Genomic DNA, 25,327 nt, shown 5'->3' on the forward strand with positions numbered 1-25,327 from the left:
AGGAGTTCCGCGCGCGGCCGCTGATACGTCGGTGCACCACGAGTGAGCAATCCTGGGGTGATCGCAGACGACGAGTGGCCTCAGGACCCGGCAGCGGCCCGCCTCTCGAAGAACGAGCAACCGACCAGGGCCAGCAGGGCCACCACAGCTCCGGCAACAGCATCAATCACGTAGTGCTCCCCGTAGTAGACCAGCGCGGTGGACATCGCGACCGGATAGAGCAGGAGCAGCCAGCGCAGCGGTGAGCGAAGCCGCGAGACCGCGTAGAACGCGATCAGGAACGCGATTCCGGCATGCAGTGACGGCATCGCGGCCACCTTGTTGGCCATCCCCATCAGCACCATGTTCTGCCGGTGCAGGTCGAAGTCGGCCCAGCCTCGCCCGCTCATCCGGTGCACATCGCCGATGACGCCGAGCTTGGCGGCCATCCACGGCGGCGCCATCGGGTAGGCGAAATAGATCGCCACTCCGATGAACAGGGTCGCGATGTAGCGCCGCATCCACATCAGCCACTCCAGCCGGTTGCGCATCCAGAGCACTGCAGCAATGGTCAGTGCGGCCAGGAAGTGCGACGCATACACGGTGGTGAGCAGCACGTCGTACCACCGCGGAGCGCTGTCCTCGATGCACGGGTCACCGCACAGGTTGCGCTGCAGCAGCTCGGTGGGAGTCGTCCCTCCCCCGAGCCACTCGTCGGCGCGGACCGGTGCGGTGACGTGCACCGGCATGAAGGTCTGGTCCGCGAGGCCACGCAGGAACCAGTAGACGATGACCAGCAGCATCGGCCGCCACCAGTCGCGCACGAAGTCGAGGTGTCGTTCGCGCGGTGCGTCGATGTGCCAGACGATCGTCATCAGCCAGAGCCAGAGGGCCACGCCGATCGCGTCGTTGGGGATGCCGATGACGCGGATCCAGACGACCAGCAGGGCGACGTACGCCGCCAGGGCCGCGACCCGCGCCGCCGGTCGGGTGGTCGGCATCGGTGGTCGCTCGAGCGGCCGCAGCTCCAGGAGCGTCATCGGGGAACGTCCTCCCGGAAGATGCGATACCCGGCGACATCGGCGACGCGCGCGTAGTAGAGGCCGATGTAGCGCTGGGCAGCCGTGGTGTCGATACCCCAAGTGCCCAGGCCCCTGCCCGAGATCACGAGCCAGGTCGGCCGGTCGGGGCCGGCCATCACCGTGGCCAGCTCGTGCAGGCGAGAGTCGCGGACCCGCACCGGCAGGCTCCACAGGTGCGGATAGGGGCTCTCGAGGCCGGAGGACTCGAGGATCGAGGCCACCCCGAAGGCCACCACCGCCGTGTCACCCGGCTGTGCCCGAGCGGCCAGGAAGCTGGCCACCTCCTGCTCGGGTCGGTCGATCGGGTGGACGAGCACCCACCCGATCGAGCACAGCGTCGACACCGCGATGAGTCCGACGGCCACGGGGACCGATCCGCGCAGCCGTTGCGGCAGGCCGCTCACGGCCGCCAGCAGGACCAGACCGGGGAGGAGACCCGTCAGGTAGTGCAGCCAGTAGCTGCCGCCCGCGACCACGGCCACCGCCTCCCAACCGACCACGGCGAGTGCAGGCGCCAGCAGGTGTCGGGAGGGTTCGCCGAACGCTGCCTGCCGTGCCCGGCGGAGGAGGACGACCAGCAGCAGTGGCGCCCCGCTGCCGACCAGGGCCCACAGCATCAGGCCGAACCGGTGGCCCGTGGCGGGCGACTCCGTGGCGACGGTCGATGCCTCCCAGCGGAACTGGACGACGGCCGACCACAGGTCGACCGGGCCGGTCCCGAGGGCTGCGGACCCGATGACGACCACGGTGAGGACGGAGCCGGCGCCGAGCGCAGCGCCCAACGCCGTGGTCCCCCGTCCGCGGAGTCCGAGACTGCCGTGCGACGCGGAGTCGCTCGTCCCGGCCGCCGCGTCGCCCGACCTTCCCGACCTGATGACGCCGGCGACGAGCAGCGCCAGGAGGAGCACGAAGACGTCGAGGAGGTTCTGCTTGGTCAGCACCGCGGCTGCGCCGGCGGCTCCGGCCACCATCCCCCACCTCAGCGCGGTCCGCTCCGACGAGGGCTGCATCGAGGTCGACCGAACCGATCGGATCGCCGCGATCATCCCACCGAGCAGCAGGGGCAGGCCCAGCAGCTCGGCATTGACGACGGTCCCGCCGAAGAGTGGGGTGGCGAGCAGCAACGCAGCGACCGCGGCGGGAAGCACGGGTGCCGTGCGGGTCCGTGGCGCCACGGTGCGACCCAGGAGCCCGGCCAACGACACCGAGGCGAAAACCGCGACCATGCCCAGGAGTCGCAGTCCCGAGGCCCCGCCCATCAGGTTGCCCACGGCCACGAGAGCGATGAGCACGGGTGGACGGTCGACCCAGTAGTCGCCGTAGAGGGAGTCGCCCGGGCCCCACTGCCGGGCGACCATCAGGAGGCCGCTCTCGTCGGGGCTCAGCGGTCTCCCCAGGAACGGCAGCCACCCGAGCACGCAGGCCAGCGCAGCCATCGCCAGGACGACCTGCCAAGGACGCTGCCGGAGCAGGTCCGCGATCCGTCCACGCGCGATGGCCCGAGCCGGTCGCTCCGCCAACGCCATGAGGTGCATTCTCATGCAGTGGCCAAGGATTCGCTCGTGTTTTTTCCGATCCGGTCGAGTGCTTTCACACCGTGTCTCCGCCCTCGCGGATTGTCGGTCCGGCTGTCAGAGTTTGCTGGTGAGCTCCCACACCGTCGTGGCCACGGCCAACGTGCACCGTGGTCTCGGTGCCGCCGATGCCCGGCGGGCACTGGACGAGGTGCTCGAGCAGGAGCCTGACCTGATCGGCCTGCAGGAGTGGCATCCGTGGCGCGCCCGACTGCTGCTGGCGACCGGCAGGGTCGGGCTGGCGCGAGGCCGCCGGGTCGGGCAGCGGATCGGCCGGCAGAACGCCGACCACTTCTGGACCATGCCGGTCCTCGGTGACTGTGTGGTGGGTGCTCGACGTGATCGGTTCACGCTCGACGAGGCGCGGGTGGTGCCGCTGAGCAGGCCGGCCCGGGCAGACAAGCCTGAGCGCTGGTTGGGCATCGAGCCACCCCACTTCGCGACCGTGGCCGTCTACGACGATCACGTGGCTGGCCGGCGGGTGAGCCTGGTCAACTACCACCTCGTGCCCGGGGTCCAGGCCCGCGGACGCTACCGCGACGACCGACCGCTGCTCGTGGCTCGCCACCAGCACGAGGTGCGTCGGGTGCAGCGCCTGGTCGACGAGCAGCTCGCGCTCGGCCACACGACGTACGCCGTCGGGGACTCGAACTTCGACGGCCTCCGGCTGGACGGGTTGACCTCTGCATGGGAGGGACGGGACGACCAGCCGGGGACCCTTGGCCCCCGACGGAAGGTCGACGACGTGTTCGGCCCGGGGCCGGCCGTGTCGGTGCGGTTGCTCGAGAACGCGTCGGACCACAAGGCCGTGCTGGTCCAGCGGCCGGACTGAGGCGGTCGAGCAACGGACCCTGCGCATCCTGGTCTTCTTCGCGGGTCGATACCTTTGCCGACATGTTGATCGCACTCGCAGACCGCTCCCCCGTCGTCCCCGACTCCGCGTGGGTGGCGCCCAACGCCACCCTCGTCGGCTCGGTCCACCTGGCCGAGGGGGCGTCCGTCTTCTACGGTGCGGTGCTCCGCGCCGACAACGAGCCGATCACCATCGGCCCACGCTCCAACGTGCAGGACAACTGCGTCTTCCACGTCGACAAGGGCAAGCCCGTCACCCTCGGTGAGGGCGTGTCGGTCGGCCACGGCGCGGTGGTCCACGGGGCCACGATCGGCGACCACGTGCTGGTCGGGATGGGCGCAACGGTGATGAACGGCGCCGTCATCGGCGACGAGGTCCTCATCGCCGCCGGCGCACTGGTCACCGAAGGCATGGAGGTGCCGCCCCGGTCACTGGTCGCGGGAGTGCCCGGGAAGGTACGCCGGGAGCTCACCGCCGAGGAGGTCGAGCGGTTGCACGTCAACGCCGAGATCTACGAGGAGCACCGCGAGCTGCACCGAGGCGGCACGGTCGCGGGCTGATCCCGCTCGCCGCCGGGACGTGGGCGGACGACGTGCACCCGGTGGCACCACCAGGAGTCACCGGGTGCACCTGCTCGAGCCGCGGCTCAGGGAATCTCGGGCGGCGGGCTGGCCAGGAAGCCGGTGTGTCCATTGCAGGAGTCGCCCGGCTGGGAGCCCGACGCCTTGAGGTCCTGCACGGTCGCACCCGCATCCCGTTCCGCCTGCTGCACGTGGCCCCAGTTCTGCGGAGGCGCCTGACCGGGTCCGGGGAATCCTGCACCGTCGCCGTCCTCCAGGCCGGAGAACGCGCAGATGGAGTTGGCATGGGCCGAACCCAGGCCTTGCCCGCCCTCGGGCTGACCGTTGCCGTTGACCTCGCCTGCCGTGGCAGGTCCGGAGGAGAGGATCAGCGCCGCACCTGCGGCTGCTGTCGTGACCAGAATTGTTCTGATGCGCATGACGTTCCTTTCCATGAGTGACCGAGAGGGTCCGCCCGGGCGGGCGGACAAGCCCCATCATTCGCGCCGGTGCGGCGCTGCGCATCGTCGATCGGGGTGACATTCGCTCTACCCCCGAAGCACCCCCGAAGAGCCCCCGAAGAGCCGCCGAAGAGCTCCCGAAGCCGCAGATCCGTGCAGAGTGCCGGCGGCGGGTGGAGACCGGCGACCCGAGGGTGGTTGATCAGGGGATCGGCCACGGGCGCCCAGCATCGCTCACCGCCGCGGCTCGCAGGGGCTCAGCGGATTGCCCAGGATTCAGTCCCGGCCGAACGGGTACCGGCAGCCCACGACCACGACCAGAAGGGTGCCGGATGGACGGCCGGGAGCGCAGGACACGTGTGGGATCCACGCTGGTCCGGGACGACGGACCCTCCAGGAGCCGGGAACGGTGAGGACTCCACAGGTCACGCGTCGGCCCACCGTGCTGCTCTCGCTCGTCCGAGCCGCCCACTTCGGCCCCTCGGTCGCCGTCACCGTCGTCGTGGCGCTGCTGGCCGTTGCCCTCGACCTGTCCGCGTATGAGGGCCTCGTCGTCACTGCCGCGGTCTTCACCGGCCAGCTGACGATCGGCTGGGGCAACGACCTGCTCGACGCCGATCGCGATCGCGCGGTCGGCCGAGGTGACAAGCCGTTGGCGAGCCGCGACCTGGCACCGTCCTTCGTGCTGCGTTGCCTGCTCATTGTCGGTGTCGCCTGTGTCGTGCTGTCGTTGATGGTTGGCTGGCGCAGCGGGATGACGCACGTGGTCCTCGGTGTCCTGTCCGGCCACCTCTACAACCTGTACCTGAAGGCGTCACCCTGGTCCTGGCTTCCCTACGCCGTGGCGTTCGGCTCGCTGCCCGCCGTCGTCTCTCTCGCGGGCCACCCGTCCGAGCTGCCCCCGGCGTGGATGGTCACCACTGCGGCCGCACTAGGGGTGGCCGCGCACTTCCTCAACACGCTGCCCGACCTCGAGGACGACGTGGCCACCGGCGTACGCGGGCTTCCGCACCGGTTGGGCGCCGTCCGCTGCCGACTCATCGCCACGGCGCTGCTGATCCTCGCCACGGCGGTCGCGGTCCTCGGCCCTGCCGGGGCACCGGCCCCGTGGGCCTGGACCACGCTCGTCGTCGTGGTTGCCATCGCCAGCATCGCGCTGTTCGGTCGCGGCAAGGCACCCTTCTACGCAACCGTCACGATCGCGCTGGTCGACGTCGTGCTGCTGGTGGCGGTGGCCCGATGACGGCCTGGGACCTGGCGGTCGTGGGGGCGGGTCCGGCTGGCGCGGCCACGGCGCTCGGAGCGCTGCGCGTCAACCCGGCCCTCCGCGTGGCGTTGCTCGACCGCGCTGATTTCCCCCGCGACAAGTCCTGTGGCGACGGGATCGCCCCGCAGGTCATCGATCTCCTCGACGAGGCCGGCGTCAGCGGGATCGTCAACGACCGGGTGCCGGTCCCCCGGCTTCGACTCGATCGCGGCTCGTTCGGCGTCGACCGGAAGATGACGCGGCCGACGTGGGTGGTCCCCCGGACAGTCTTCGACCAACGGCTGGTCCGGGCCGCGCAGACCGCCGGCGCGACACTGGTGCGGCACAGGGTCCGCAGGCTTGTCCAAGGGTCCACGCTCATCCTCGACGACGAGGTGGAGGCGCGCACGCTCGTCGGCGCGGACGGCGCGCACTCCGTGATCCGTCGGGCGCTCGGTCTGGACCCGGGGCCGATGGCGGTCGCGATCCGTGGCTACTCCCCCACTCCTGCGAGCCGGTCGGGTCAACAGGTCATCGTCTTCGACACTGCGCGGCAGCCGGCCTACGCCTGGTCCTTCGACCGCGGCGACGGCCTGTCGAACGTCGGCTACGGCGAGCTGCTCGACCACCGGCGCGACGGCCCTACCAGGGCCCAGATGCTGGAGAGGCTCGACACCCTGTTGCCGGGCGCGACCGACGGCGGCACCGACTGGAAGGGGCACCAGCTCCCACTGTCGACGGGACGCTGGCGCCCGCCCGCGGGGCGGGTGATGCTGGTCGGCGACGCCGCCGGACTGGTGAACCCGATGACCGGCGAGGGCATCTACTACGCCGTGGCCACCGGGCTCGCTGCCGGGCGGGCGGCTGCTCGAGCGTTGGCGGCGGGCGACCCGACGACCGCCGGCGCGCGCTGTGCCAGTGCCATCCAGCCGCTGCTCGGGGGCCATCTGCGTCACGTCGCGGTGGCTGCATGGCTGTGTCGGCACGGCAGCGTGATCGACGCCGGCCTGCGCGCCTCCGCCGTCGACCAACGCGTCTTCGACGACCTGGTCGAGCTCGGACTGGCCAACGGCCGCATCACGACGGCCATGGCGCGCGGCCTCGTCCGCGAGCTGGCCGGCGCCAGCCGGAGCCGGGGTCTCCGGCGACGCCGCAACGACACCGAGGAGAGTCCCGCATGAGAATCCTGAGCGTCCGGGGGGCCCTGCCCGAGCACCGCTACAGCCAGGCGGAGATCACCCACGCCTTCACGCACACGATGCTGCGCGTCGCCGTCGACGAGAGGGTCGTCCAACGCCTTCACCGCAACGCCGGAGTCGAGTCGCGTCATCTGGCCCTGCCGCTGGAGAAGTATGGCGAGCTGGCCGACTTCACGGAGTCCAACGACGCATTCATCGACGCCGGGGTCGAGCTCGGCGCCCGCGCCGTCACCGACGCGCTGAAGGCCGTCGGGCTCACCCCGCAGGACGTCGACCTCATCATCTCCGCGACCGTCACCGGCCTCGCGGTCCCCTCGCTCGACGCCCGCGTCGCCTCCCTGACCGGGATGCGTCCCGACGTGATCCGGATGCCACTGGTCGGGTTGGGTTGCGTCGCCGGTGCCGCCGGAGTCGCACGACTGCACGACCACCTCGCCGGCCATCGCGACAGCGTGGCCGTGCTGATGGCCGTCGAGCTGTGTTCCCTGACCCTTCAGCGTGACGACCCCTCGGTGCCGAACCTGGTCGCGAGTGGGCTGTTCGGTGACGGCGCAGCGGCCGTGGTCGCCGTCGGTGCCGACCGCGCCGAGCAGATCGATGAGGTCCCCGGCGCGCCCCAGCCGGAGGTGCTGCGCTGCCGGAGCCGGCTCTACCCCGACTCCGAGCGGATGATGGGCTGGGACGTCGGCACGACCGGCTTGAAGATCGTGCTGGACAGCGACGTGCCCGCGATCGTCAACCAGTACGTCGGCGAGGACGTGCGCACCTTCCTCCGGGACTGCGGCCTGACGCAGGACGACATCGAGTGGTACGTCGCGCACCCGGGCGGACCGAAGGTCCTCGAGGCCATGCAGGAGACCCTCGGCGTGGACAGGGAGGCACTGCAGGTGACCTGGGACTCCCTGGCCCGGATCGGCAACCTGTCCTCGGCGTCGGTGCTTCACGTGCTTGCCGACACCCTCGCCGAGCGGCCACCCACGCCGGGCTCCTACGGGCTGATGCTCGCCATGGGCCCCGGATTCTGCTCCGAGCTCGTGCTGCTCCGGGCACCGGAGTCGGCCAGATGACCTGGTTCACCGTGCTGATCGCCGTCGTCGGGCTCGAACGGCTCGCCGAGCTGGTGGTGTCGAAGCGCAATGCCGCGTGGAGCTTCGCACGCGGTGGCGTGGAGTCCGGACAACGGCACTACCTGGTGATGGTCGTGCTGCACACGGCCCTGCTGGTGGGCGCCCTGATCGAGGTGTGGTTGCGCCGACCTGCGTTCCTCCCCGTCCTCGGTTGGCTGATGCTTGCGCTGGTGCTGGCCGCCCAAGGTCTCCGTTGGTGGTGCATCACCACGTTGGGTCGCCAGTGGAACACCCGGGTCATCGTCGTGCCGGGGCTGCCGCGCGTCACGGGTGGTCCCTACCGCTTCATCTCCCACCCCAACTACGTCGCTGTCGTCATCGAGGGCCTTGCCCTGCCGCTCGTCCACTCCGCCTGGATCACCGCGCTGGTGTTCACCCTCTGCAACGCGGTGCTGCTGTGGGTGCGGATCCGGGTCGAGAACCGGGCGCTGGACTCCTTGCCCGTGGCCGCTTCCGGCGTACTGCCCGACGCACGGGTGAGACCATGAGGGACCTCCTGGCGATCGGTGGCGGTCCCGCCGGGCTGGCCAGTGCCCTGTATGCCGCACGCGCCGGTCTCGACGTGACGGTGTGGGACAAGCGCGCCGGCACCATCGACAAGGCCTGCGGCGAGGGGCTGATGCCCGGTGCCGTCTCCGCGCTCGCGGGCATCGGGATCGAGCCGACCGGTGAGGACCTCGTCGGGATCCGCTACCTTGCCGGGAACCGCTCGGTCGAGGCGCCGTTCCGCAGTGGGCTCGGTCGCGGCGTCCGACGCACCACCCTGCACTCTGCGATGCGGTCAGCGGTCGTGGCCGCCGGCGCATCACTGGAACAGCGATGTGCCGAGCACATCCGGGCGGAATCCGACGGCGTCGAGGTGGACGGGCAGCACTTCCGCCACGTCGTGGCCGCCGACGGACTCCACTCTCCTGCTCGGCGCCTGCTCGGACTGGAGGGCCGAGCATCGCCTCGACGACGCTTCGGGCTGCGCAGGCACTACCGGGTCGTGCCGTGGACGTCATTCGTCGAGGTGCACTGGGCCGACTCGGCCGAGGCCTATGTCACCCCCGTCGCCGACGGCGTGGTCGGTGTTGCCCTGTTGACCTCCTCCCGAGGCTCGTTCGAGGACCACCTGATGCGATTCGGACCGTTGCGGGCCCGACTGCGCGATGCCGCGCCGATCGGTGACGTCCTCGGGGCGGGGCCGCTCCGGCAGCGGGCCCGACGACGGGTCGCCGGCCGGGTGCTGCTCGTCGGGGACGCAGGTGGATACGTCGACGCCCTCACCGGCGAAGGCGTGGCCATGGCCCTGGCCCAGGCTCGAGCGGCCGTTGCCGCGATCGTGGACAATGACCCGATGCGCTATGAGAACGAGTGGCACGACATCACGCGGCGCTACCGCCTGCTCACCGCCTCGCTGCTGGGCGCCACCCGGTTCACTCCGCTTCGTCGGGCGCTGGTCCCGACGGCGGAGCGGCTGCCGGGAGTGTTCTCGGCGGCGGTCAACGCCTTGGCGAGGCCGGCATGACCGCGGAGCTCGTCATCCTCGTCGATGAGGCGGGGAGAGCCATCGGCTCGGCCCCCAAGGCCACGGTGCACCACGCGCACACGCCGTTGCACCTTGCCTTCTCCTGTTATGTCTTCGACCGCGCCGGCCGGCTGCTGCTCACCCAACGGGCCCACGACAAGCCGACCTTCCCGGGCGTGTGGACCAACAGCTTCTGCGGCCACCCGTCACCGGGTGAGGACATCTTCGAGGCGGTCGAGCGCCGGGCCGGGCAGGAGCTCGGGCTCACCCTGGCAACACTCGATCTCGTCCTGCCGAGCTTCCGCTACGAGGCGACCGGGGCCAACGGGGTGCGCGAGAACGAGCTGTGCCCCGTCTTCACGGCGACGGCAACCTCCGCGGTCGCCCCCGACGCCTCCGAGGTGGCAGCGTCGCAGTGGATCACGTGGCCCCTCTTCCGTGACGAGGTGCTCGCCGGTGAACGCGACGTCTCGGTCTGGTGTGCCGCACAGGTCGCAGAACTCGCCGCGCGCGAGGCGGTCGATGGCCGGCTCACACCCTGCACCCGCGCAGAGCTGCCAGAGGCCGCTCGTCCGGAGGTTCAATGATCCATGGTCCGGCAGGTAGCGTCGCCATGGTGATGGAGAGCTGGCCGGGGACGGCCTACCCCTTGGGCGCGACCTTCGACGGCAGCGGCACCAACTTCGCGCTGTTCAGCGAGGTGGCCGAGCGTGTCGAGCTCTGCCTCTTCCAGCCCGCCGAGGACGGGTCCGAGACCTTCACCGAGACCCGGGTGGAGGTGACCGAGGTCGATGCGTTCGTGTGGCACTGCTACGTGCCGTCGATCCAGCCGGGCCAGCGCTACGGCTATCGCGTGCACGGCCCGTGGGATCCCGCCCAGGGCCTGCGCTGCAACCCGAACAAGCTGTTGCTCGACCCCTACGCCAAGGCCACGAGCGGAGAGATCGACTGGGACCAGTCCCTCTTCGGCTACAACTTCGGTGACGAGGAGTCCCGCAACGACGACGACTCCGCGGCCCACATGGTCCACGGCGTCGTCGTCAACCCGTTCTTCGACTGGGAGGGCGACCGCCGGCTGGCCATCCCCTACAACGAGTCCTTCATCTACGAGGCCCACGTGAAGGGCCTCACCCAGCTGCATCCGGAGGTGCCCGAGGAGCAGCGCGGCACCTACGCCGGCCTCGCCCACCGTGCTGTCACCGACCACCTCACCAAGCTCGGCGTCACCGCCATCGAGCTGATGCCGGTGCATCAGTTCGTGCAGGACTCCACCCTGCTCGACCAGGGGCTGCGCAACTACTGGGGCTACAACACGCTGAGCTTCTTCGCCCCCCACGCCGACTACGCCGCGAGCGGCACGGGCCAGCAGGTCCAGGAGTTCAAGGCGATGGTCAAGACGATGCACGCGGCGGGCATCGAGGTGATCCTCGATGTCGTCTACAACCACACCGCGGAGGGCAACCACCTGGGCCCGACGCTGAGCTTCCGGGGCATCGACAACCCGGCGTACTACCGGCTCGTGGAGGACGACCAGCGCTACTACATGGACTACACCGGCACCGGCAACAGCCTCAACGTTCGGCACCCGCACTCGTTGCAGCTGATCATGGACTCGCTGCGCTACTGGGTCACCGAGATGCACGTGGACGGCTTCCGGTTCGACCTCGCCGCCACGCTGGCGCGCGAGTTCTACGACGTCGACAAGCTCTCCACCTTCTTCGAGATGGTGCAGCAGGACCCGGTGATCAGCCAGGTGAAGCTGATCGCCGAGCCGTGGGACATCGGCCCCGGCGGCTACCAGGTCGGCGGCTTCCCGCCGCAGTGGACCGAGTGGAACGGCGACTACCGCGACACCGTGCGTGACTTCTGGCGTGGCGAGCCCTCACTGGGCGACTTCGCGTCGCGGCTCGCGGGCTCCTCGGACCTCTACGAGCACTCGGGTCGCCGGCCGTTCGCCAGCATCAACTTCGTCACCGCCCACGACGGCTTCACGCTGCGAGACCTGGTGTCCTACGACGAGAAGCACAACGAAGCCAACGGTGAGGACAACAACGACGGCGAGAGCCACAACCGCTCGTGGAACCACGGCGTGGAGGGGCCCACCGACGACCCCGAGATCCTCGAGGCCCGGGCCCGCGAGCAGCGCAACTTCATCGCGACCCTGCTGCTCAGCCAAGGCGTGCCGATGCTGCTCCACGGTGACGAGCTCAGCCGCACCCAGGACGGCAACAACAACACCTACGCCCAGGACAGCGAGATCAGCTGGGTCCACTGGGACCGCGCGGACGAGCCGCTGATCGAGTTCACGGCAGCGGTCGCCAGCCTGCGCGCGAAGCATCCGACCTTCCGCCGCAAGCGGTTCTTCACCGGCAACACGGTGCGCACCGGTGACGGCGAGCGCCTCAACGACATCGTCTGGCTGGGTCTCGACGGTGAGCCGATGGCCGACGACGCCTGGCACGACGGCGCCAAGGCGATCGGGATGTACCTCAACGGCAACGGCATCGCGGGCAAGGACGCCCGTGGTGGCACCATCACCGACGACCACTTCCTGCTCTACTTCAACGCCGACGGTCCCGCGCAGGTGACCCTGCCGAGCGACGAGTACGCCGCCGCCTGGGACGTCGTCATCGACACCGGCAGCGACGTCGACACCGATTCCGTGCTCGAGGCTGGTGCCACCGTCGAGCTGACCTCCCACAGTGTCGTCGTGCTGCGCGAGCACCGCGAGGCCCAGCCGACCCCGGACCACTCGGTCGCGGCCTCCCTCGCTGCCCGATCAGGGACCGACCAGCCGTGACCCGCGTCCCGCGGAACACCTACCGGCTCCAGGTCACCCCCGACTTCGACCTGTACGCCGCGGCGAGCCGGCTGTCCTACCTCCACGCCCTCGGCATCGACTGGGTCTACCTCTCGCCGTTGCTCGCCTCCGAGCCCGGCAGCCAGCACGGCTATGACGTGGTGGCCTTCGACCACGTCGACGAGGAGCGTGGCGGTCCCGAGGGCCTGGCCGCTCTCTCCGCGGAGGCCCGGCGCCTCGGCATGGGAGTGCTCGTCGACATCGTGCCCAACCACGTCGGGGTGGCCACCCCGACCGAGGACCCGTGGTGGTGGGACGTCCTGCGACTGGGCCGCGAGTCCGAGCACGCGAGTGCCTTCGACGTCGACTGGGCCGCGGGCGACGGGCGCATCCTGATCCCGGTGGTCGGGGACGACGACGAGGCCTCGATCCGCATCCAGGACGGCGAGGTGCGCTACCACGACCAGCGCTTCCCGCTGGCTCCCGGGACCAGCACGCTGGAGGAGCAGCACTACGAGCTGGTCAGCTGGCGGGCCGCGGACGACGACCTCAACTACCGGCGCTTCTTCGCGGTCAACACCCTGGCCGCGGTGCGGGTCGAGGACCCCGAGGTCTTCGCCGAGACCCATGTCGAGATCCGTCGCTGGTTCGACCAGGGGCTGGTCGACGGCCTGCGCGTCGACCACCCCGACGGCCTGCGCGACCCCAAGCGCTACCTCGACGACCTGGCCGCCCTCACCGGAGGCGCCCACGTCCTGGTCGAGAAGATCCTGGAGCCCGGCGAGTCCCTGCCGACGTCGTGGGCGACCGCCGGCACCACCGGCTACGAGGTGCTCGCCCTGGTCGACCGGGTGCTCACCGACCCAGCCGGCGAGGCCCCGCTGACCCGGCTGGAGGACCGGCTCCGGGGTGAGCCGGTCGACTGGGCCCGCATGGTCCACGACAACAAGCGCGCCGTCGCCGACGGGATCCTGCACGCCGAGGTCAAGCGCATCACTCGCGAGCTCCAGCGCCTCATGGACGGCGCCCCGGGCTCGGTGACGGAGGCGGAGGTCGAGGACGCCGTCGCCGAGCTGCTGGCCTGCTTCCCCGTCTACCGCTCCTACCTGCCCGAGGGACGAGCTCACCTCGACGAGGCGTTCGCCGCAGCCCGCGCCCACCGGAAGGACCTGGCAGCGGCGTACGACGCCCTCGAGCCGGTGCTCTCCGACCCGTGGACCGCGCCGGCGCGGCGCTTCCAGCAGACCTCGGGAATGGTGATGGCCAAGGGGGTCGAGGACTGCTCGTTCTATCGCTGGTCCCGGCTGACCTCGCTCAACGAGGTGGGCGCCGACCCCTCCGTCTTCGCCGTCGCGCCCGCTGCCTTCCACGACGCGATGGCCCTGCGCCAGCGCGAGTGGCCGCACGCGATGACGACCACCTCGACCCACGACACCAAGCGTGGTGAGGACGTGCGGGCCCGCATCGCCGTGCTGTCCGAGCTGCCCGACGTGTGGGAGGCCGCTCTCGACGAGCTGCTCCGGCTCGTCCCGGTGCCCGATCCCGCCTTCGGGTCCTTGCTGTGGCAGGCGGTCCTGGGCGTCTGGACTCCGGACCACCTGCCCGACCTGCCCGAGCGTCTCCACGGCTATGCGGAGAAGGCGATGCGCGAGGCGGGAGACCACACGACGTGGACCGAGCCCGACGAGGAGTACGAAACGGCCGTGCACGCGGCCGTGCACGCGGTCTTCACCTCCCCCGAGGTGCAGCGGGTCCTCACCGACCTGTGCGCCCACATCGACGAGCCGGGCCGGAGCAACTCCCTGTCGCTCAAGCTGGTGGCGCTGACCGTTCCCGGGGTGCCCGACGTCTACCAGGGAAGCGAGCTCTGGGAGACGTCGCTGGTCGACCCGGACAACCGCCGCCCGGTCGACTTCGAGCACCGGGCGGCCGTGCTGGCCGGCACCGACTCCGACGACGCGGTGACCAAGCTGCACGTCACCTGCTCGGCGCTGACGCTGCGACGCGACCGACCCGAGCTGTTCACGACGTACGACGTCGTCCCCGCCCGCGGGCCGGCGGCCGAGCACGTGCTGTCCTTCGACCGGGGCGGAGCCATCACCGTGGCCACTCGCCTACCGGTCGGGCTCGGCACGGTCGGAGGCTGGGCCGACACCACGCTCGACCTCCCGCCCGGCACGTGGCACGACGTGCTCACCGGTCTCCGCGCCACCGGACGGCTCGACGACCTGCTGGCGGTGCACCCCGTGGCCCTGCTCGTGCGCGAGGACTGAGCGACGTGACGACACGTGGCCATGCTCGTGCACGACGACTGAGCGACGTGACGACACGTGGTCCGTTCGACGTCTGGGCGCCCCGCCCGGAGCGCGTCCGGCTGCTGCTCGGCGATCCGGCCCAGGGTCCGGTGATCGCGATGAGCCGTGGCGACGACGGGTGGTGGACGCCGGACGAGCCGCTCCCGCCCGCGGCCGACGAGCCCTCGGTCGACTACGGCTACCTGCTCGACGACGACCCCGACCCACGACCGGACCCACGCTCCCGGCGGCAGCCTGCCGGGGTCCATGGCCTCTCACGACTCGAACGCACGTCGTGGACGTGGACCGACGAGTCGTGGACCGGGCGTCAGCTCGCCGGGTCGGTGATCTACGAGCTCCATGTCGGCACCTTCACCCCGGCCGGTGACCTCGACGCCGCGATCGCCAAGCTCGACCACCTGCGCAGCATCGGCGTCGACTTCGTCGAGCTGATGCCGGTCAACGCCTTCAACGGCACCCACAACTGGGGCTACGACGGCGTCGGCTGGTTCGCGGTCCACGAGGGGTACGGCGGCCCGGACGCCTACCGCCGATTCGTCGACGCCTGCCACGGCGCCGGGCTCGGCGTCGTCCAGGACGTGGTCCACAACCACCTCGGGCCGTCGGGCAACTACCTCCCCCTCTTCGGCCCCTACCTCAAGCAGGGGTCGAACACGTGGGGCGACCTGGTCAACCTCGATGCGGACGGGTCGCCCGAGGTGCGCCGCTACATCCTCGACAACGTGCGGATGTGGCTGGAGGAGCTCCACGTCGACGCACTCCGCCTCGACGCGGTGCACGCGCTCAGCGACTCCTCCACCCCTCACCTGCTGGAGGAGATGGCGGTGGAGGTGGCCGCCCTGTCGGCCCACCAGCGTCGCCCCCTCACGCTGATCGCCGAGTCCGACCTCAACGACACGGTGCTGGTGACCCCGCGCGAGGGAGGCGGCCTGGGCCTCGACGCGCAGTGGAGTGACGACTTCCACCACGCCCTCCACGTCGCACTCTCCGGCGAGACCAGCGGCTACTACGCCGACTTCGAGCCGTTGGAGGCGCTGGCCAAGGTGTGCGAGCGCGGCTTCTTCCACGACGGCACGTGGTCGTCGTTCCGCGAGCGCGAGCACGGTCGCCCGGTCGACGTCGAGCACATGCCCACCTGGCGCCTCGTCGTGTGCAACCAGAACCACGACCAGGTCGGCAACCGCGCCCGTGGGGATCGCCCCGCGGAGCACCTCGACGTCGACCAGCTCGCGTGTGCCGCGCTCCTCACCCTCGCCGGCCCGTTCACGCCGATGCTGTTCATGGGCGAGGAGTGGGCGGCTTCCTCGCCGTTCCAGTTCTTCACCTCCCACCCCGAGCCCGAGCTCGGCAGGGCCACCGCCGAGGGACGCATCGCGGAGTTCGCGAGGATGGGCTGGAACCCCGACGAGGTGCCGGACCCTCAGGACCCCGAGACCTTCCGTCGCTCGGTGCTCGATTGGGACGAGCTCGCGACGGGCCACCACGCAGTGGTCCTGGACTGCTATCGACGGCTCGCCGAGCTGCGTCGCAAGCTCCCGGCACTGACGGACCCCGACTTCACCTCGGTGTCCTGCACGGTCGAGGGCCGCGTCCTCACCATGCGGCGCCGCGACGTGCTGGTGGTGGTCAACTTCGGCGACTCCGCGGCGACGCTGCCGGTCGACCACTCCGCGCTCGTCTTCGCGACCCCGTCCGGTGCGGTCCTCGACGCGGGAGTCCTCTCCCTGCCGCGCCATGCGGGAGCGCTGCTCCTGCGCGAGACGACGCCCGACCGGGGCATCGACCGGGGCCTGAACCGGGCATCGACTCGGGCATCACACGGGCATCACACGGGAGGCAGGCTCAGCTCCATGACCGTCACTGAGGAATCCGCTCCCGGAAGGCTGGTCGACGTGCACGGCGACGGCGACCGTGGCGTGGTGCTGCTGTGGCACGGGCGCGGAGCCGACTCACGACCAGAGCTCGCGCAGCTCGGCGCGACGATCGCCCAGCACGGCGTACGCGTGGTGGTGCCCGACTGGGACTGCGATGACCCCGACGGCGGCCGCACAGCGCTGCTGGCCTCCCTCTCCCACGCTCGCCGGGTGGCCGAGCAGATCGGTGCTGATCCGCAGGAAATCGTCCTGGTCGGTTGGTCCCTGGGCGGCACCGCCGCCCTCGGCCTGGTCACGTGGCTCGACGAGCCCGTCGCCCGCGTCGTGCTGCTGGCACCGGGTGACGGCCCGAACGCGATCGTTCCCTTCACCGGCGAACCGCTTCCCGAGGTGTTCCCCCATGGCGCGGGGCGACCACTGGTGCAGTTCGTGAGCGCGGTGGACGACGACATCGTGTCGCCCGCCCTGGTCCGGGGGCTGGCTTCGCGGTTGACCGCAGCGGGCTGGGCGACCTCGTGGACCGATCTCGAGGCCGACCACTGGTCGATCGCCATGACCCGATTCGATGAGGTCGCCGATCGCGGCGTGCCCACTGACGACCCTGCCGCGCTGGCGACAGGGCGCCGAGTCGCAGAGATCATCGCTTCGCCCCCGGGCTCCTAGGTCTCACCGTGTGCACCGAACCGCTCAGGAGAGCACCGAGAACCTGTCGCTGCTGCCGCATCTCCCACCGAACCTCAGCAGCAGGCGTGGCTGCGAGAGTTGTCTGCTCCGGCTCACGTGGACTTGTTGAGCGCCTTGCGTGCCAGGCGCGTCACGACCCGCTTCCTGACGAGCTGCGGGTAGACCCATCCGTCCTTCATCGTCACGTCCCGGGTGCGCGTCACCGTCACCCGCACGACTGTTGAGCCCCTGCGAGCCACGACGGCATGACCGTTGGACTTGAAGTTCCCGACCTCCCGGAACTTCCACGCCACACTTTGAGCGCCCACGGTCACCGCTGGGACCTTCGTTCGCCACGTCGTCCAGATGCCGTCACATTCAGTGCACACCCATTCGGTGACCTTCGGGCAGCGCCGCGGATAGGACCCGTTGCGCCTGACCGCACGTCGGGCGGAGTCTGCGTCGGCATAGCGCAGGATCACGATCTCCGCACCGGACCACACCGAGCGTGGCAGGCCACTCTCCCTGCCGTGGTAGGACTTCGACCTGGCCTCGTCGTAATCCAGCATCTGCTCGTCGGAACGGCAGTCTCGCGGCTTCCCCCCGACGGTCTTGAAGGACCCCCGGTAGGCACGCCATTCGCCCACCCCGTTCATGGATGCCTTGACGGTCCTCTTCGCGAGGAAGTCCGACTTCACGATCGTCCCGAGCGAGTGGGCCGGCAGCATCCCGAGGCTGAGCAGCATGGCGAGCCCCAGAGGGAGCATCACTCTCGCCACTCGACCTCCACAGATCATGCGCTGCCGCTCACGCTGCGATTTCATGCGATCTCCATGCCCGCATCATTCCACCTGGCACGGCGTGGATGGCGGGTTCGAGAACATCGAGACAGGTTGGGCGGAGGTGGCTCCGCTCTCAGCTCGCGATGAGCGTCCACAGGCTGCTTCCTGCGTGCTAGTTTCGCCGTACCAGCGACTCAGGAGGACGCGGATGCACCTGACTCCTTCCGACACGGACAAACTGTTGCTCAGCGTGGCCGGCATGGTCGCCCGCGACCGCCGCGAACGCGGCGTCCTGCTGAACCACCCCGAGGCGACCGCGTTGCTGTCCTGCTGGGTGATGGAGCGGGCTCGCGAGGGTGCCCGCGTTGCCGACCTGATGAACGACGGCCGCCACGTCCTCACCCGCGACGAGGTGATGGAGGGCGTCCCCGAGATGATCCGCGACGTCCAGGTCGAGGCGACCTTCCCCGACGGACGCAAGCTCGTCACGATCACGGAGCCGATCCAGTGATCCCCGGCGAGGTCCGCGTCTCCGCCGAGCCGCTCGAGCTGAGCAGCGGCCGCGAGCAGCGCACGCTGGTGATCGTCAACGACGGCGACCGGCCGATCCAGGTGGGCTCCCACATCCACCTCCCCGACACCAACCCGGCCCTGAGCTTCGACCGGGACCGGGCGCAGGGCTTCAGGCTCGACGTCCCCGCCGGTACGTCGATCCGCTTCGAGCCGGGCGTCAGCCGAACGGTCGACCTGATCGCGTTGGGCGGCACCGGAAACGTCCCCGGGCTGCAGATCCGCCACCTCGACGGCGACCTGCCGACCCACGCCCGCCAGCCCAAGCCCGTCGTACCGTTCGGCACACCGGGCACGCCCGTCGAGAGTCCGGGCCGGGCCGGCGGCGCCGGCGTCCGGCTCAGCGACCAGCCCCCGCATCCCGAGCCCGGGCGCGAGAACGAGAGCGGCAGCAGCACCAGCGACAGCGACGACGAGGTGACCCGGTGAGCAGGATCGACCGCCGTGAATACGTCCAGCTCTACGGACCCACCGTCGGCGACCAGATCCGGCTGGGCGACACCGACCTGTGGATCCAAGTCGAGGAGGACCGCACCTTCGGCGGCGACGAGTCGGTCTTCGGCGGTGGCAAGAGCATCCGCGAGTCGATGGGCCAGGGCCTGACCACTCGTGACCAGGGCGCCCTCGACCTGGTGATCACCAACGTGGTCGTGCTCGACCACGGAGGCATCGTGCGCGGCGACGTCGGCATCCGGGACGGCCGGATCGTCGCAGTCGGCAAGTCCGGGAACCCCGACATCATGGACGGCGTCCACCCTGACCTGCACATCGGTCCCAGCACCGACGTGATCGCCGGAGAGGGCAAGATCCTCACCGCCGGGGCGATCGACACGCACGTGCACTACCTCAACGAGACCGAGATGCTCGAGGCGCTCGCCACCGGCACGACGACCGTGGTCGGCGGCGGCACCGGGCCCACCGAGGCGTCCAAGGCCACCACCGTCACTCCCGGCGCCTGGTCGCTGGGCATGATGCACCGCGCCTTCGACCACCTCCCGCTCAACGTGATCCTCTTCGGCAAGGGCAACACGGTCAGCGCCGCCGCCCTCGAGCAGGAGGCTCGGAGCGGCGCAGGGGGTTACAAGGTGCACGAGGACTGGGGCGCGACCCCTGCCGCGATCGACGCCTCGCTGCGCGCGGCCGACGAGTTCGGCCTCCAGGTCGCACTGCACGCCGACAGCCTGAACGAGGCCGGCTACGTGCAACACACGATCGATGCGATCGCCGGCCGCGGCATCCATCTCTTCCACTCCGAGGGCGCCGGCGGCGGCCACGCCCCCGACATCATCGTGATGGCCAGCGAGGCCAACGTGTTGCCTGCCTCGACGAACCCGACCCTGCCGCACACGGTGAACACCGAGGCCGAGCACCTCGACATGCTGATGGTCGCGCACCACCTCAACCCACGCGTGCCCGAAGACCTCGCCTTCGCGGAGTCGCGCATCCGAGGTACCACGATGGCGGCCGAGGACATCCTCCAGGACATGGGCGCCATCTCGATCACCTCCTCCGACGCCCAGGCGATGGGCCGCATCGGAGAACTGATCTCGCGCACCTGGCAGGTCGCCCACGTGATGAAGGCGCAGCGCGGCCAGCTCGGCACGTCGATGCCGGCCGACAACGAGCGGGCCCGTCGCTACGTCGCGAAATACACCATCTGTCCCGCAGTGGCGCACGGCATCGACCACGAGGTCGGCTCGGTCGAGGCCGGCAAGCTGGCCGACCTGGTGCTCTGGGACCCGGTCTTCTTCGGCATCAGGCCCTCCGCGGTGATCAAGGGCGGAGCGATCGTCTGGGCGCCGATGGGCGACGTGAACGCGGCGATCCCCACACCCCAGCCGGTGTTCATGCGCCCGGCAATGGCTGCCTCGCCGGGCTCGGCGCCGCACCTGGCCACGTCGTTCGTCTCGCCGCTGGCCGTCGAGGACGGACTCGGCGACCGGTTGGGCCTGCACCGCCGACTCACCGGCGTACGACCGACGCGACAGCTGACCAAGGCCGACCTGCCCAACAACACCGCGCTGCCGGCCATCGACGTCGACCCCGAGACCTTCGCGATCACCATCGACGGCGAGCTGGTGCGCCCGCAACCTGTCGACGTCGTCCCCCTGGCCCAGCGCTACTCGTTGTTCTGAGCTGGTCTCCTGTGACTGCTGACCTGGGCGCACTGCTCCTCGCCGACGGCAGGTTGCCGACCGGCGGCCACGCGCACTCGGCCGGACTGGAGCCGGCACTGGTCGGGGGCCTGGATGCCGGCCAGGTGCCGGACTACATCGACGCCCGGCTGCGCACCGTCGGCCTGGTCGAGGCCTCAGCGGCTGCCGCGGCGCTGCGGACGGCTCTCGAGGAGCCCGCCCGACTCGACCGTGTGCAGGACGAGCTGCTCGCCCGCACACCGAGCGCCCCCTTGCGCCAGGCTTCCGAGCTGCTCGGCCGTGGCCTGGCCCGGTTGGCATGGCGGCTGTGGCCCGAGCATCCCGCCGTCGTCGCCCTGCACGGGCTCGGTCGGCCACCCCTGCGCCCGATCGCCCTCGGCGTCGTCGGCGCCGCGCTCGGGATGAGTGCCGCCGCGGTCGCGAGGGCCAGCCTGTATGACGACGCTCAGACCGTCGCGGCAGCGTCACTCAAGCTGCTGCCGGTCGACCCCGCCGACGCGACCAGCTGGTTGCTCGGCGCGGCCAGCACCATCGAGGCCATCGTGGAACGTGCCGTGGCCACCGGTCCCGACGAGCTTCCCGCACTGACTGCCCCCATGGTCGAGCTGTGGTCGCTCGACCACCACCACTCCACGAGGAGGATCTTTGTTTCCTGAGACATCGGCCCAGACACCTGTCCGCCCCCTGCGACTGGGGGTTGCCGGTCCCGTCGGCACCGGCAAGAGCACGATCATCGCGACCCTGTGCCGTGAGTTGTCCTCCGACCTCGAGATCGGCGTGGTCACCAATGACATCTACACCGATGAGGACGCCCGCCAGCTCCGCGCTGCCGGCGTGCTTCCCGTCGAACGGATCCGTGCGGTCGAGACGGGCGCCTGTCCGCACACCGCGATCCGTGACGACGTGACCGCGAACCTGCTCGCCGTCGAGGATCTCGAGCGCGACTTCGCGCCCCTCGACCTCGTGATCGTGGAGAGTGGCGGCGACAACCTGACCGCCACGTTCAGTCCCGCACTCGTCGACGCCCAGATCTTCTGCCTCGACGTGGCCGGGGGCGGCGACGTGGCGCGCAAGGGTGGTCCCGGCATCGAACGCGCAGACCTGCTGGTGATCAACAAGACCGACCTCGCGCCGTACGTCGGCGTCGACGCCGAGCAGATGGTCAGCGACGCCGGCTCGGTCCGCGACGGCCTCCCGGTGCTTCCGGTCAGCCAGCACGACCAGGCATCGATCGACCAGTTGTGCGCTTGGGTCCGCGACCTCGCGGTCAGGCACGGACAGGGATCGCACGTGCCCCAGGACCCCGGGCCGATGGCGCCGCACTTCCACGCCACGGACACCGACCACGTGCACGGATGAGCAACGAGGCGGCGGTCCGGATTGCGGTGGACCGCCGGCCCGGGCACACCCGGATCGAGCGGCTCGACGCGAACAGGTTCGTCCGGCCGCGGGCGGTGCATGCCGGGCCGGACCTCGTGCGGGTGGCGCTCGTGGCGGCCTGTGCCTCGCTGCTGGCCGGGGACGACGTACGACTCGAGGTCGAGGTCGGACCGGGAGCACACCTGGAGATCATCGAGCCGTCGGCGACCGTTGCCTACAACGGCCGTGGGGGTTCCTGCAGGTGGGCCGCGGCGATCCGGGTCGCCGAGGGCGGCAGCCTGGTGTGGGCCGGCGCGCCGCTGGTGGTCTCCGAGGGTGCGGACGTCGACCGGTCCACGACCGTCGAGCTCGCCGACGGCGCGGTCGCCCTGCACCACGAGACCTTGGTCCTGGGCCGCAGCGGGGAGGCCGGTGGCCGGCTGCGCGCGAGGATGCGGGCCACGTGCGAGGACCGCCCGCTGTTGGTCGAGGACGTCGATCTCGGCGATCCGGGCCTCCGGCGCGCCCCCGGCATCCTCGGCGAGAACCGGGTGCTGGCCACGACCGCGCTCCTCGGCGCGCGACCGGCGGAACCACTCCACACGCACGAGACCAGCCTGGCGGGTCCGGGTGCGCTGGCGCGTTCGCTGGCCAACCAGGCCCACCTGACCGACCTGGCGTTGGCGGCAACTCGGCAACGGTGGCAGGCGGTCGTGGAGGACCGCCGACTTCACCGGTCTGTCGGCTGAGCGTTGCCCAGAAGTCCCGCCTCACGCACGCTGGCGACGAATCAGCTCGGCAAGCACCGAGGGCTCGTCGCTGATGATGCCGTTGACCCCGATGTCGACCATCCGGTCCAGCAGTGACAGGTCGTTGACCGGCCAGGTCATCACCAGCTCCACGTGGCTCCGAAGCCGCTCGACCACGTTCCTGTCGAGCAGCGTGCAGTGCACGGAGGCCCCGTGGAACCCGCCGGTGCCCACGCGCTTCCAGAGCGCCGTCAGCTCGCGTGGCTTGCGGGCCGACAGCACCGGTCGAACCTGGTCGAGCTCGGCGACCGCAGTGACTGCCGACCAGTTGCGCCCGCACACCAGCACGGGCTGGGCCCGGCTCCTGTCGGCCAGCAGTCGCACCACGGCCGTGCCCACCCCGGCGCCGATCCCCTTCAGGTCGAGCATGAAGGTGGTGCCGTGGCGATCCGCCTCGAGCAGCTCGTGGAGACCCAGCCTGGGTGCCGAGGCCGGCACCAGCTCCCAGCGGTCCCACAGGAACGGCAACGGGCCCGCGGTCTTGAGGTGCCTGACCTCCAGGCGGTCGCGGTGTCGGTGGATGTCGCACTCGATGACGTCGACGCCGAGGGCGTTCGCCTCGTGCAGACCGGTGAGCGAGTTGCCGGCCCGGTGCGCGATCGCGAGCACACTCACGCCGACACCCGTTCGACGGGCCGGGTGTCGCGGCGTCTCTCCAGGGCCCGGCTGGCCACCTGGCCCACCAGGGCCAGGCTGAGCCCGACCAGGACGTCGAGGATGAAGTGGTTGCCGGTGACCACGACGGCGACCGCCATGAACGCGGGCATGATGACGCCGAAGGCACGGAGCGCCAGCGAGGTGCTGGCACTCACGATCGCGATGCCGACCAAGAGGTTCCACCCCGCGTGCAGGCTCGGCATGGCGGCGTACTGGTCGACGAAGGCGGGAGGCTGGAGCACGCGGTAGGAGTAGGAGGTCTCGGTGACGCTGTCCATGAAGCCCAGGCCGCTCAGCCGAGGCGGCGCCACCGGGTAGGTGACGAAGAGCGCCATGCCCAGCAGGCCGGAGACCAGCATGGCGTTGCGCAGTCGCAGGAAGACGTCGCGGTGGTGGACGCCGGTCCACACGAGCGTCACCACGATCACCGGCCAGTGGCCCCAGATGTAGACCCAGTTGGCCAGCGTCGCGAGGTGGGCGTGCTCGATGAACGGCCCCTGCATGGTCTGCTCCACATAGATGCCGAGCGACTTCTCCCACTCGACGATCAGGTGGGCGTGCTCGACGGCAGCGTCGACCGAACCCTCGGTTGCTCCCCGGATGCCGAAGTAGGCCGCGACGGCGCTGACGACGTACGCGACCTGCTTGAACAGCCACATCCAGCGGACCACGACCCCTCCATGGATCACTTCCCCTGATCCAGTGTCCGCGAAGGACGGGCCGGTGTCCTCCCCATTAATGAGGGGGTGTGCTCCCCGTTGCCGAGGCGTGTGCTCAGGCGGCAGCGGGCGCCGACGCCGCGGAGCGGCGGAGCAGCCGCCGTGTCGCGATCAGGCTGACTCCCCCCAGCACCAACGCCGGCAGCCAGGCGACGGCCGCCTTGAGCGCGACCGCGGCTGCCGCGGCGGTCCACGGAACGCCGAGGGCCACCAGCGCGACGACGAGCGCGCCGTCACGCGGGCTGGCACCGTGCGGGCCGGGAACGGCCCCGGCGACCTGGCTGGCACCGAAGGCACCCAGCAGCTCGAGCGGGGACAGCGTGTAGCCGGTGGCGCCCAACGTGCCCAGCAGCAACATCGCAATCGACGCCTGGTAGGCGGCGGAGAGCGCCAGGGCGTGCGCGAACTGCTTCGGACGCGGCAGCGGCCCGGTCGGCAGCAGCTGCGGCCAGATCCGGCGTACGACGACGAACGCGACCAGCGCTGCCGCGCCGATGCCCAGCGCGGTGAGCATCATCCGCAGCGGGAGTGTGGAGCCCGCGAAGACCACGAACGCCGCCAAGCCCACGGCACCCACCGTCCGGTCCACCGCGACGCTCGACAAGGCGTCGCCACGAGGGATGTCGGCGTGGGTGAGCCGGCGGATCCGCCACAGGTCGGCGCCGACGTGGCCGGGCGTCAGGAGCCCGAGCAGCTCGGACTCGGCGTAGGCGCGAAGGAACCAGCGTCGGCTGAAGTCGGCGTTGGTGAGGGCCCGCCAGCGCAGGGGGCACAGGACGTACTTGCCCACGACCCAGGGCAGGAGCCCCAGGAGCACCGGCCACAACGAGAACGACGGCAGCCGGGGCAGCGTGAAGGCCGGCACGGCCACCGCGACGACGACGCCGAGTGCCAGGAACGCCCGCGAGTGCAGGATGGTGCGCAGGGACATGAAACCTCTCTGATTCGCCTGTTCGGGCCTGCGAGCGCAGGCTCAGTTCGTTCGGGCGAAACTTCGTCGGTCCAACCCGTGGTGTCCCCCAGCCAGTTCCA

Annotated in this window: 23 protein-coding genes and 1 pseudogene; 17 read left to right on the forward strand and 7 right to left on the reverse strand. The window is 70.6% G+C overall.

What is annotated here, in order from left to right; genetic code table 11:
* Positions 1–80 precede the first annotated feature (80 nt).
* Positions 81–1,019: a phosphatase PAP2 family protein gene (locus ncot_RS11575; RefSeq protein ID WP_168617746.1), complete on the reverse strand. Its 939-nt coding sequence runs from the start codon at positions 1,017–1,019 to the stop codon at positions 81–83.
* Entirely contained in the window at positions 1,016–2,602 is a 1,587-nt protein-coding gene (locus tag ncot_RS11580; RefSeq protein WP_168617747.1) for a hypothetical protein, read from the reverse strand. Before ncot_RS11580 ends, ncot_RS11575 begins: the two co-directional genes overlap by 4 nt.
* A gap of 103 nt (positions 2,603–2,705) precedes the next feature.
* Between ncot_RS11580 and ncot_RS11585 the strand changes: the two genes are divergently transcribed.
* Positions 2,706–3,467, forward strand: a complete 762-nt coding sequence (locus ncot_RS11585; RefSeq protein WP_168617748.1) for a hypothetical protein — start codon at positions 2,706–2,708, stop codon at positions 3,465–3,467.
* Between the two features lie 62 nt (positions 3,468–3,529).
* Positions 3,530–4,048 (forward strand): gamma carbonic anhydrase family protein, encoded by a 519-nt coding sequence (locus ncot_RS11590; RefSeq protein WP_168617749.1) that lies wholly within the window; start codon positions 3,530–3,532, stop codon positions 4,046–4,048.
* 86 nt (positions 4,049–4,134) lie between these two features.
* On the opposite strand, the gene ncot_RS11595 is transcribed toward ncot_RS11590, so the two are convergent.
* On the reverse strand, positions 4,135–4,488 hold the full coding sequence (locus tag ncot_RS11595; protein ID WP_168617750.1) for a hypothetical protein: 354 nt from the start codon (positions 4,486–4,488) through the stop codon (positions 4,135–4,137).
* Between the two features lie 430 nt (positions 4,489–4,918).
* On the opposite strand from ncot_RS11595, the gene ncot_RS11600 reads away from it, so the two are divergent.
* The 9 genes from ncot_RS11600 to treZ are packed head-to-tail and all read left to right on the forward strand — an operon-like array spanning position 4,919 to position 17,243.
* Positions 4,919–5,752 carry a UbiA family prenyltransferase gene (locus ncot_RS11600; RefSeq protein WP_206064947.1) on the forward strand — a complete coding sequence of 278 codons (834 nt, stop codon included), beginning with the start codon at positions 4,919–4,921 and terminating at the stop codon, positions 5,750–5,752.
* A complete protein-coding gene (locus ncot_RS11605; protein WP_168617751.1) occupies positions 5,749–6,936 on the forward strand; it encodes a geranylgeranyl reductase family protein in 1,188 nt (395 codons plus the stop codon). The genes ncot_RS11600 and ncot_RS11605 overlap by 4 nt, the downstream gene beginning before the upstream one ends.
* Positions 6,933–8,021, forward strand: coding sequence for a 3-oxoacyl-[acyl-carrier-protein] synthase III C-terminal domain-containing protein (locus tag ncot_RS11610; protein ID WP_168617752.1), 1,089 nt, complete (start codon positions 6,933–6,935; stop codon positions 8,019–8,021). Before ncot_RS11605 ends, ncot_RS11610 begins: the two co-directional genes overlap by 4 nt.
* Complete coding sequence (locus ncot_RS11615; protein ID WP_168617753.1) at positions 8,018–8,569, forward strand: isoprenylcysteine carboxyl methyltransferase family protein; 552 nt, start codon at positions 8,018–8,020, stop codon at positions 8,567–8,569. The genes ncot_RS11610 and ncot_RS11615 overlap by 4 nt, the downstream gene beginning before the upstream one ends.
* Complete coding sequence (locus ncot_RS11620; protein ID WP_168617754.1) at positions 8,566–9,591, forward strand: FAD-dependent monooxygenase; 1,026 nt, start codon at positions 8,566–8,568, stop codon at positions 9,589–9,591. The genes ncot_RS11615 and ncot_RS11620 overlap by 4 nt, the downstream gene beginning before the upstream one ends.
* Positions 9,588–10,178, forward strand: a complete 591-nt coding sequence (gene idi, locus ncot_RS11625; protein ID WP_168617755.1) for an isopentenyl-diphosphate Delta-isomerase — start codon at positions 9,588–9,590, stop codon at positions 10,176–10,178. Before ncot_RS11620 ends, idi begins: the two co-directional genes overlap by 4 nt.
* 32 nt (positions 10,179–10,210) lie before the next feature.
* Entirely contained in the window at positions 10,211–12,391 is a 2,181-nt protein-coding gene (gene glgX / locus ncot_RS11630) for a glycogen debranching protein GlgX (RefSeq protein ID WP_168619315.1), read from the forward strand.
* Positions 12,388–14,664 (forward strand): malto-oligosyltrehalose synthase, encoded by a 2,277-nt coding sequence (gene treY / locus ncot_RS11635; RefSeq protein ID WP_168617756.1) that lies wholly within the window; start codon positions 12,388–12,390, stop codon positions 14,662–14,664. The genes glgX and treY overlap by 4 nt, the downstream gene beginning before the upstream one ends.
* Before the next feature lie 47 nt (positions 14,665–14,711).
* Positions 14,712–17,243, forward strand: coding sequence for a malto-oligosyltrehalose trehalohydrolase (gene treZ / locus ncot_RS11640; RefSeq protein ID WP_168617757.1), 2,532 nt, complete (start codon positions 14,712–14,714; stop codon positions 17,241–17,243).
* Between the two features lie 113 nt (positions 17,244–17,356).
* Here the strand turns inward: treZ and ncot_RS11645 are convergent, their stop codons facing one another.
* Positions 17,357–18,013 carry a hypothetical protein gene (locus ncot_RS11645; RefSeq protein ID WP_168617758.1) on the reverse strand — a complete coding sequence of 219 codons (657 nt, stop codon included), beginning with the start codon at positions 18,011–18,013 and terminating at the stop codon, positions 17,357–17,359.
* Between the two features lie 220 nt (positions 18,014–18,233).
* On the opposite strand from ncot_RS11645, the gene ncot_RS11650 reads away from it, so the two are divergent.
* From ncot_RS11650 to ncot_RS11675, 6 genes and pseudogenes are all read left to right on the forward strand, one after another.
* Positions 18,234–18,536, forward strand: a complete 303-nt coding sequence (locus ncot_RS11650; protein WP_168617759.1) for an urease subunit gamma — start codon at positions 18,234–18,236, stop codon at positions 18,534–18,536.
* A pseudogene (gene ureB, locus ncot_RS19865) lies at positions 18,533–18,790 on the forward strand (urease subunit beta); the annotation flags it as partial. The gene ncot_RS11650 and the pseudogene ureB, both read left to right, overlap by 4 nt.
* A gap of 230 nt (positions 18,791–19,020) precedes the next feature.
* A complete protein-coding gene (locus ncot_RS11660; RefSeq protein ID WP_168617761.1) occupies positions 19,021–20,730 on the forward strand; it encodes an urease subunit alpha in 1,710 nt (569 codons plus the stop codon).
* A gap of 11 nt (positions 20,731–20,741) precedes the next feature.
* Positions 20,742–21,407 (forward strand): urease accessory UreF family protein, encoded by a 666-nt coding sequence (locus tag ncot_RS11665; protein WP_168617762.1) that lies wholly within the window; start codon positions 20,742–20,744, stop codon positions 21,405–21,407.
* On the forward strand, positions 21,397–22,110 hold the full coding sequence (gene ureG, locus ncot_RS11670) for an urease accessory protein UreG (protein WP_168617763.1): 714 nt from the start codon (positions 21,397–21,399) through the stop codon (positions 22,108–22,110). The genes ncot_RS11665 and ureG overlap by 11 nt, the downstream gene beginning before the upstream one ends.
* The gene (locus ncot_RS11675; RefSeq protein ID WP_168617764.1) at positions 22,107–22,859 is read left to right on the forward strand and encodes an urease accessory protein UreD; all 753 of its coding nucleotides are present in this window, start codon (positions 22,107–22,109) and stop codon (positions 22,857–22,859) included. The genes ureG and ncot_RS11675 overlap by 4 nt, the downstream gene beginning before the upstream one ends.
* A gap of 21 nt (positions 22,860–22,880) precedes the next feature.
* On the opposite strand, the gene ncot_RS11680 is transcribed toward ncot_RS11675, so the two are convergent.
* From ncot_RS11680 to ncot_RS11690, 3 genes are all read right to left on the reverse strand, one after another.
* On the reverse strand, positions 22,881–23,534 hold the full coding sequence (locus ncot_RS11680; RefSeq protein ID WP_168617765.1) for a glycerophosphodiester phosphodiesterase: 654 nt from the start codon (positions 23,532–23,534) through the stop codon (positions 22,881–22,883).
* Complete coding sequence (locus tag ncot_RS11685; protein ID WP_240937877.1) at positions 23,531–24,247, reverse strand: phosphatase PAP2 family protein; 717 nt, start codon at positions 24,245–24,247, stop codon at positions 23,531–23,533. The genes ncot_RS11680 and ncot_RS11685 overlap by 4 nt, the downstream gene beginning before the upstream one ends.
* Positions 24,248–24,350: 103 nt before the next feature.
* Positions 24,351–25,226 (reverse strand): lysylphosphatidylglycerol synthase domain-containing protein, encoded by an 876-nt coding sequence (locus ncot_RS11690; protein ID WP_168617766.1) that lies wholly within the window; start codon positions 25,224–25,226, stop codon positions 24,351–24,353.
* Between the last annotated feature and the right edge of the window lie 101 nt (positions 25,227–25,327).

Source organism: Nocardioides sp. JQ2195 (assembly GCF_012272695.1).
Taxonomy (GTDB): Bacteria; Actinomycetota; Actinomycetes; order Propionibacteriales; family Nocardioidaceae; genus Nocardioides.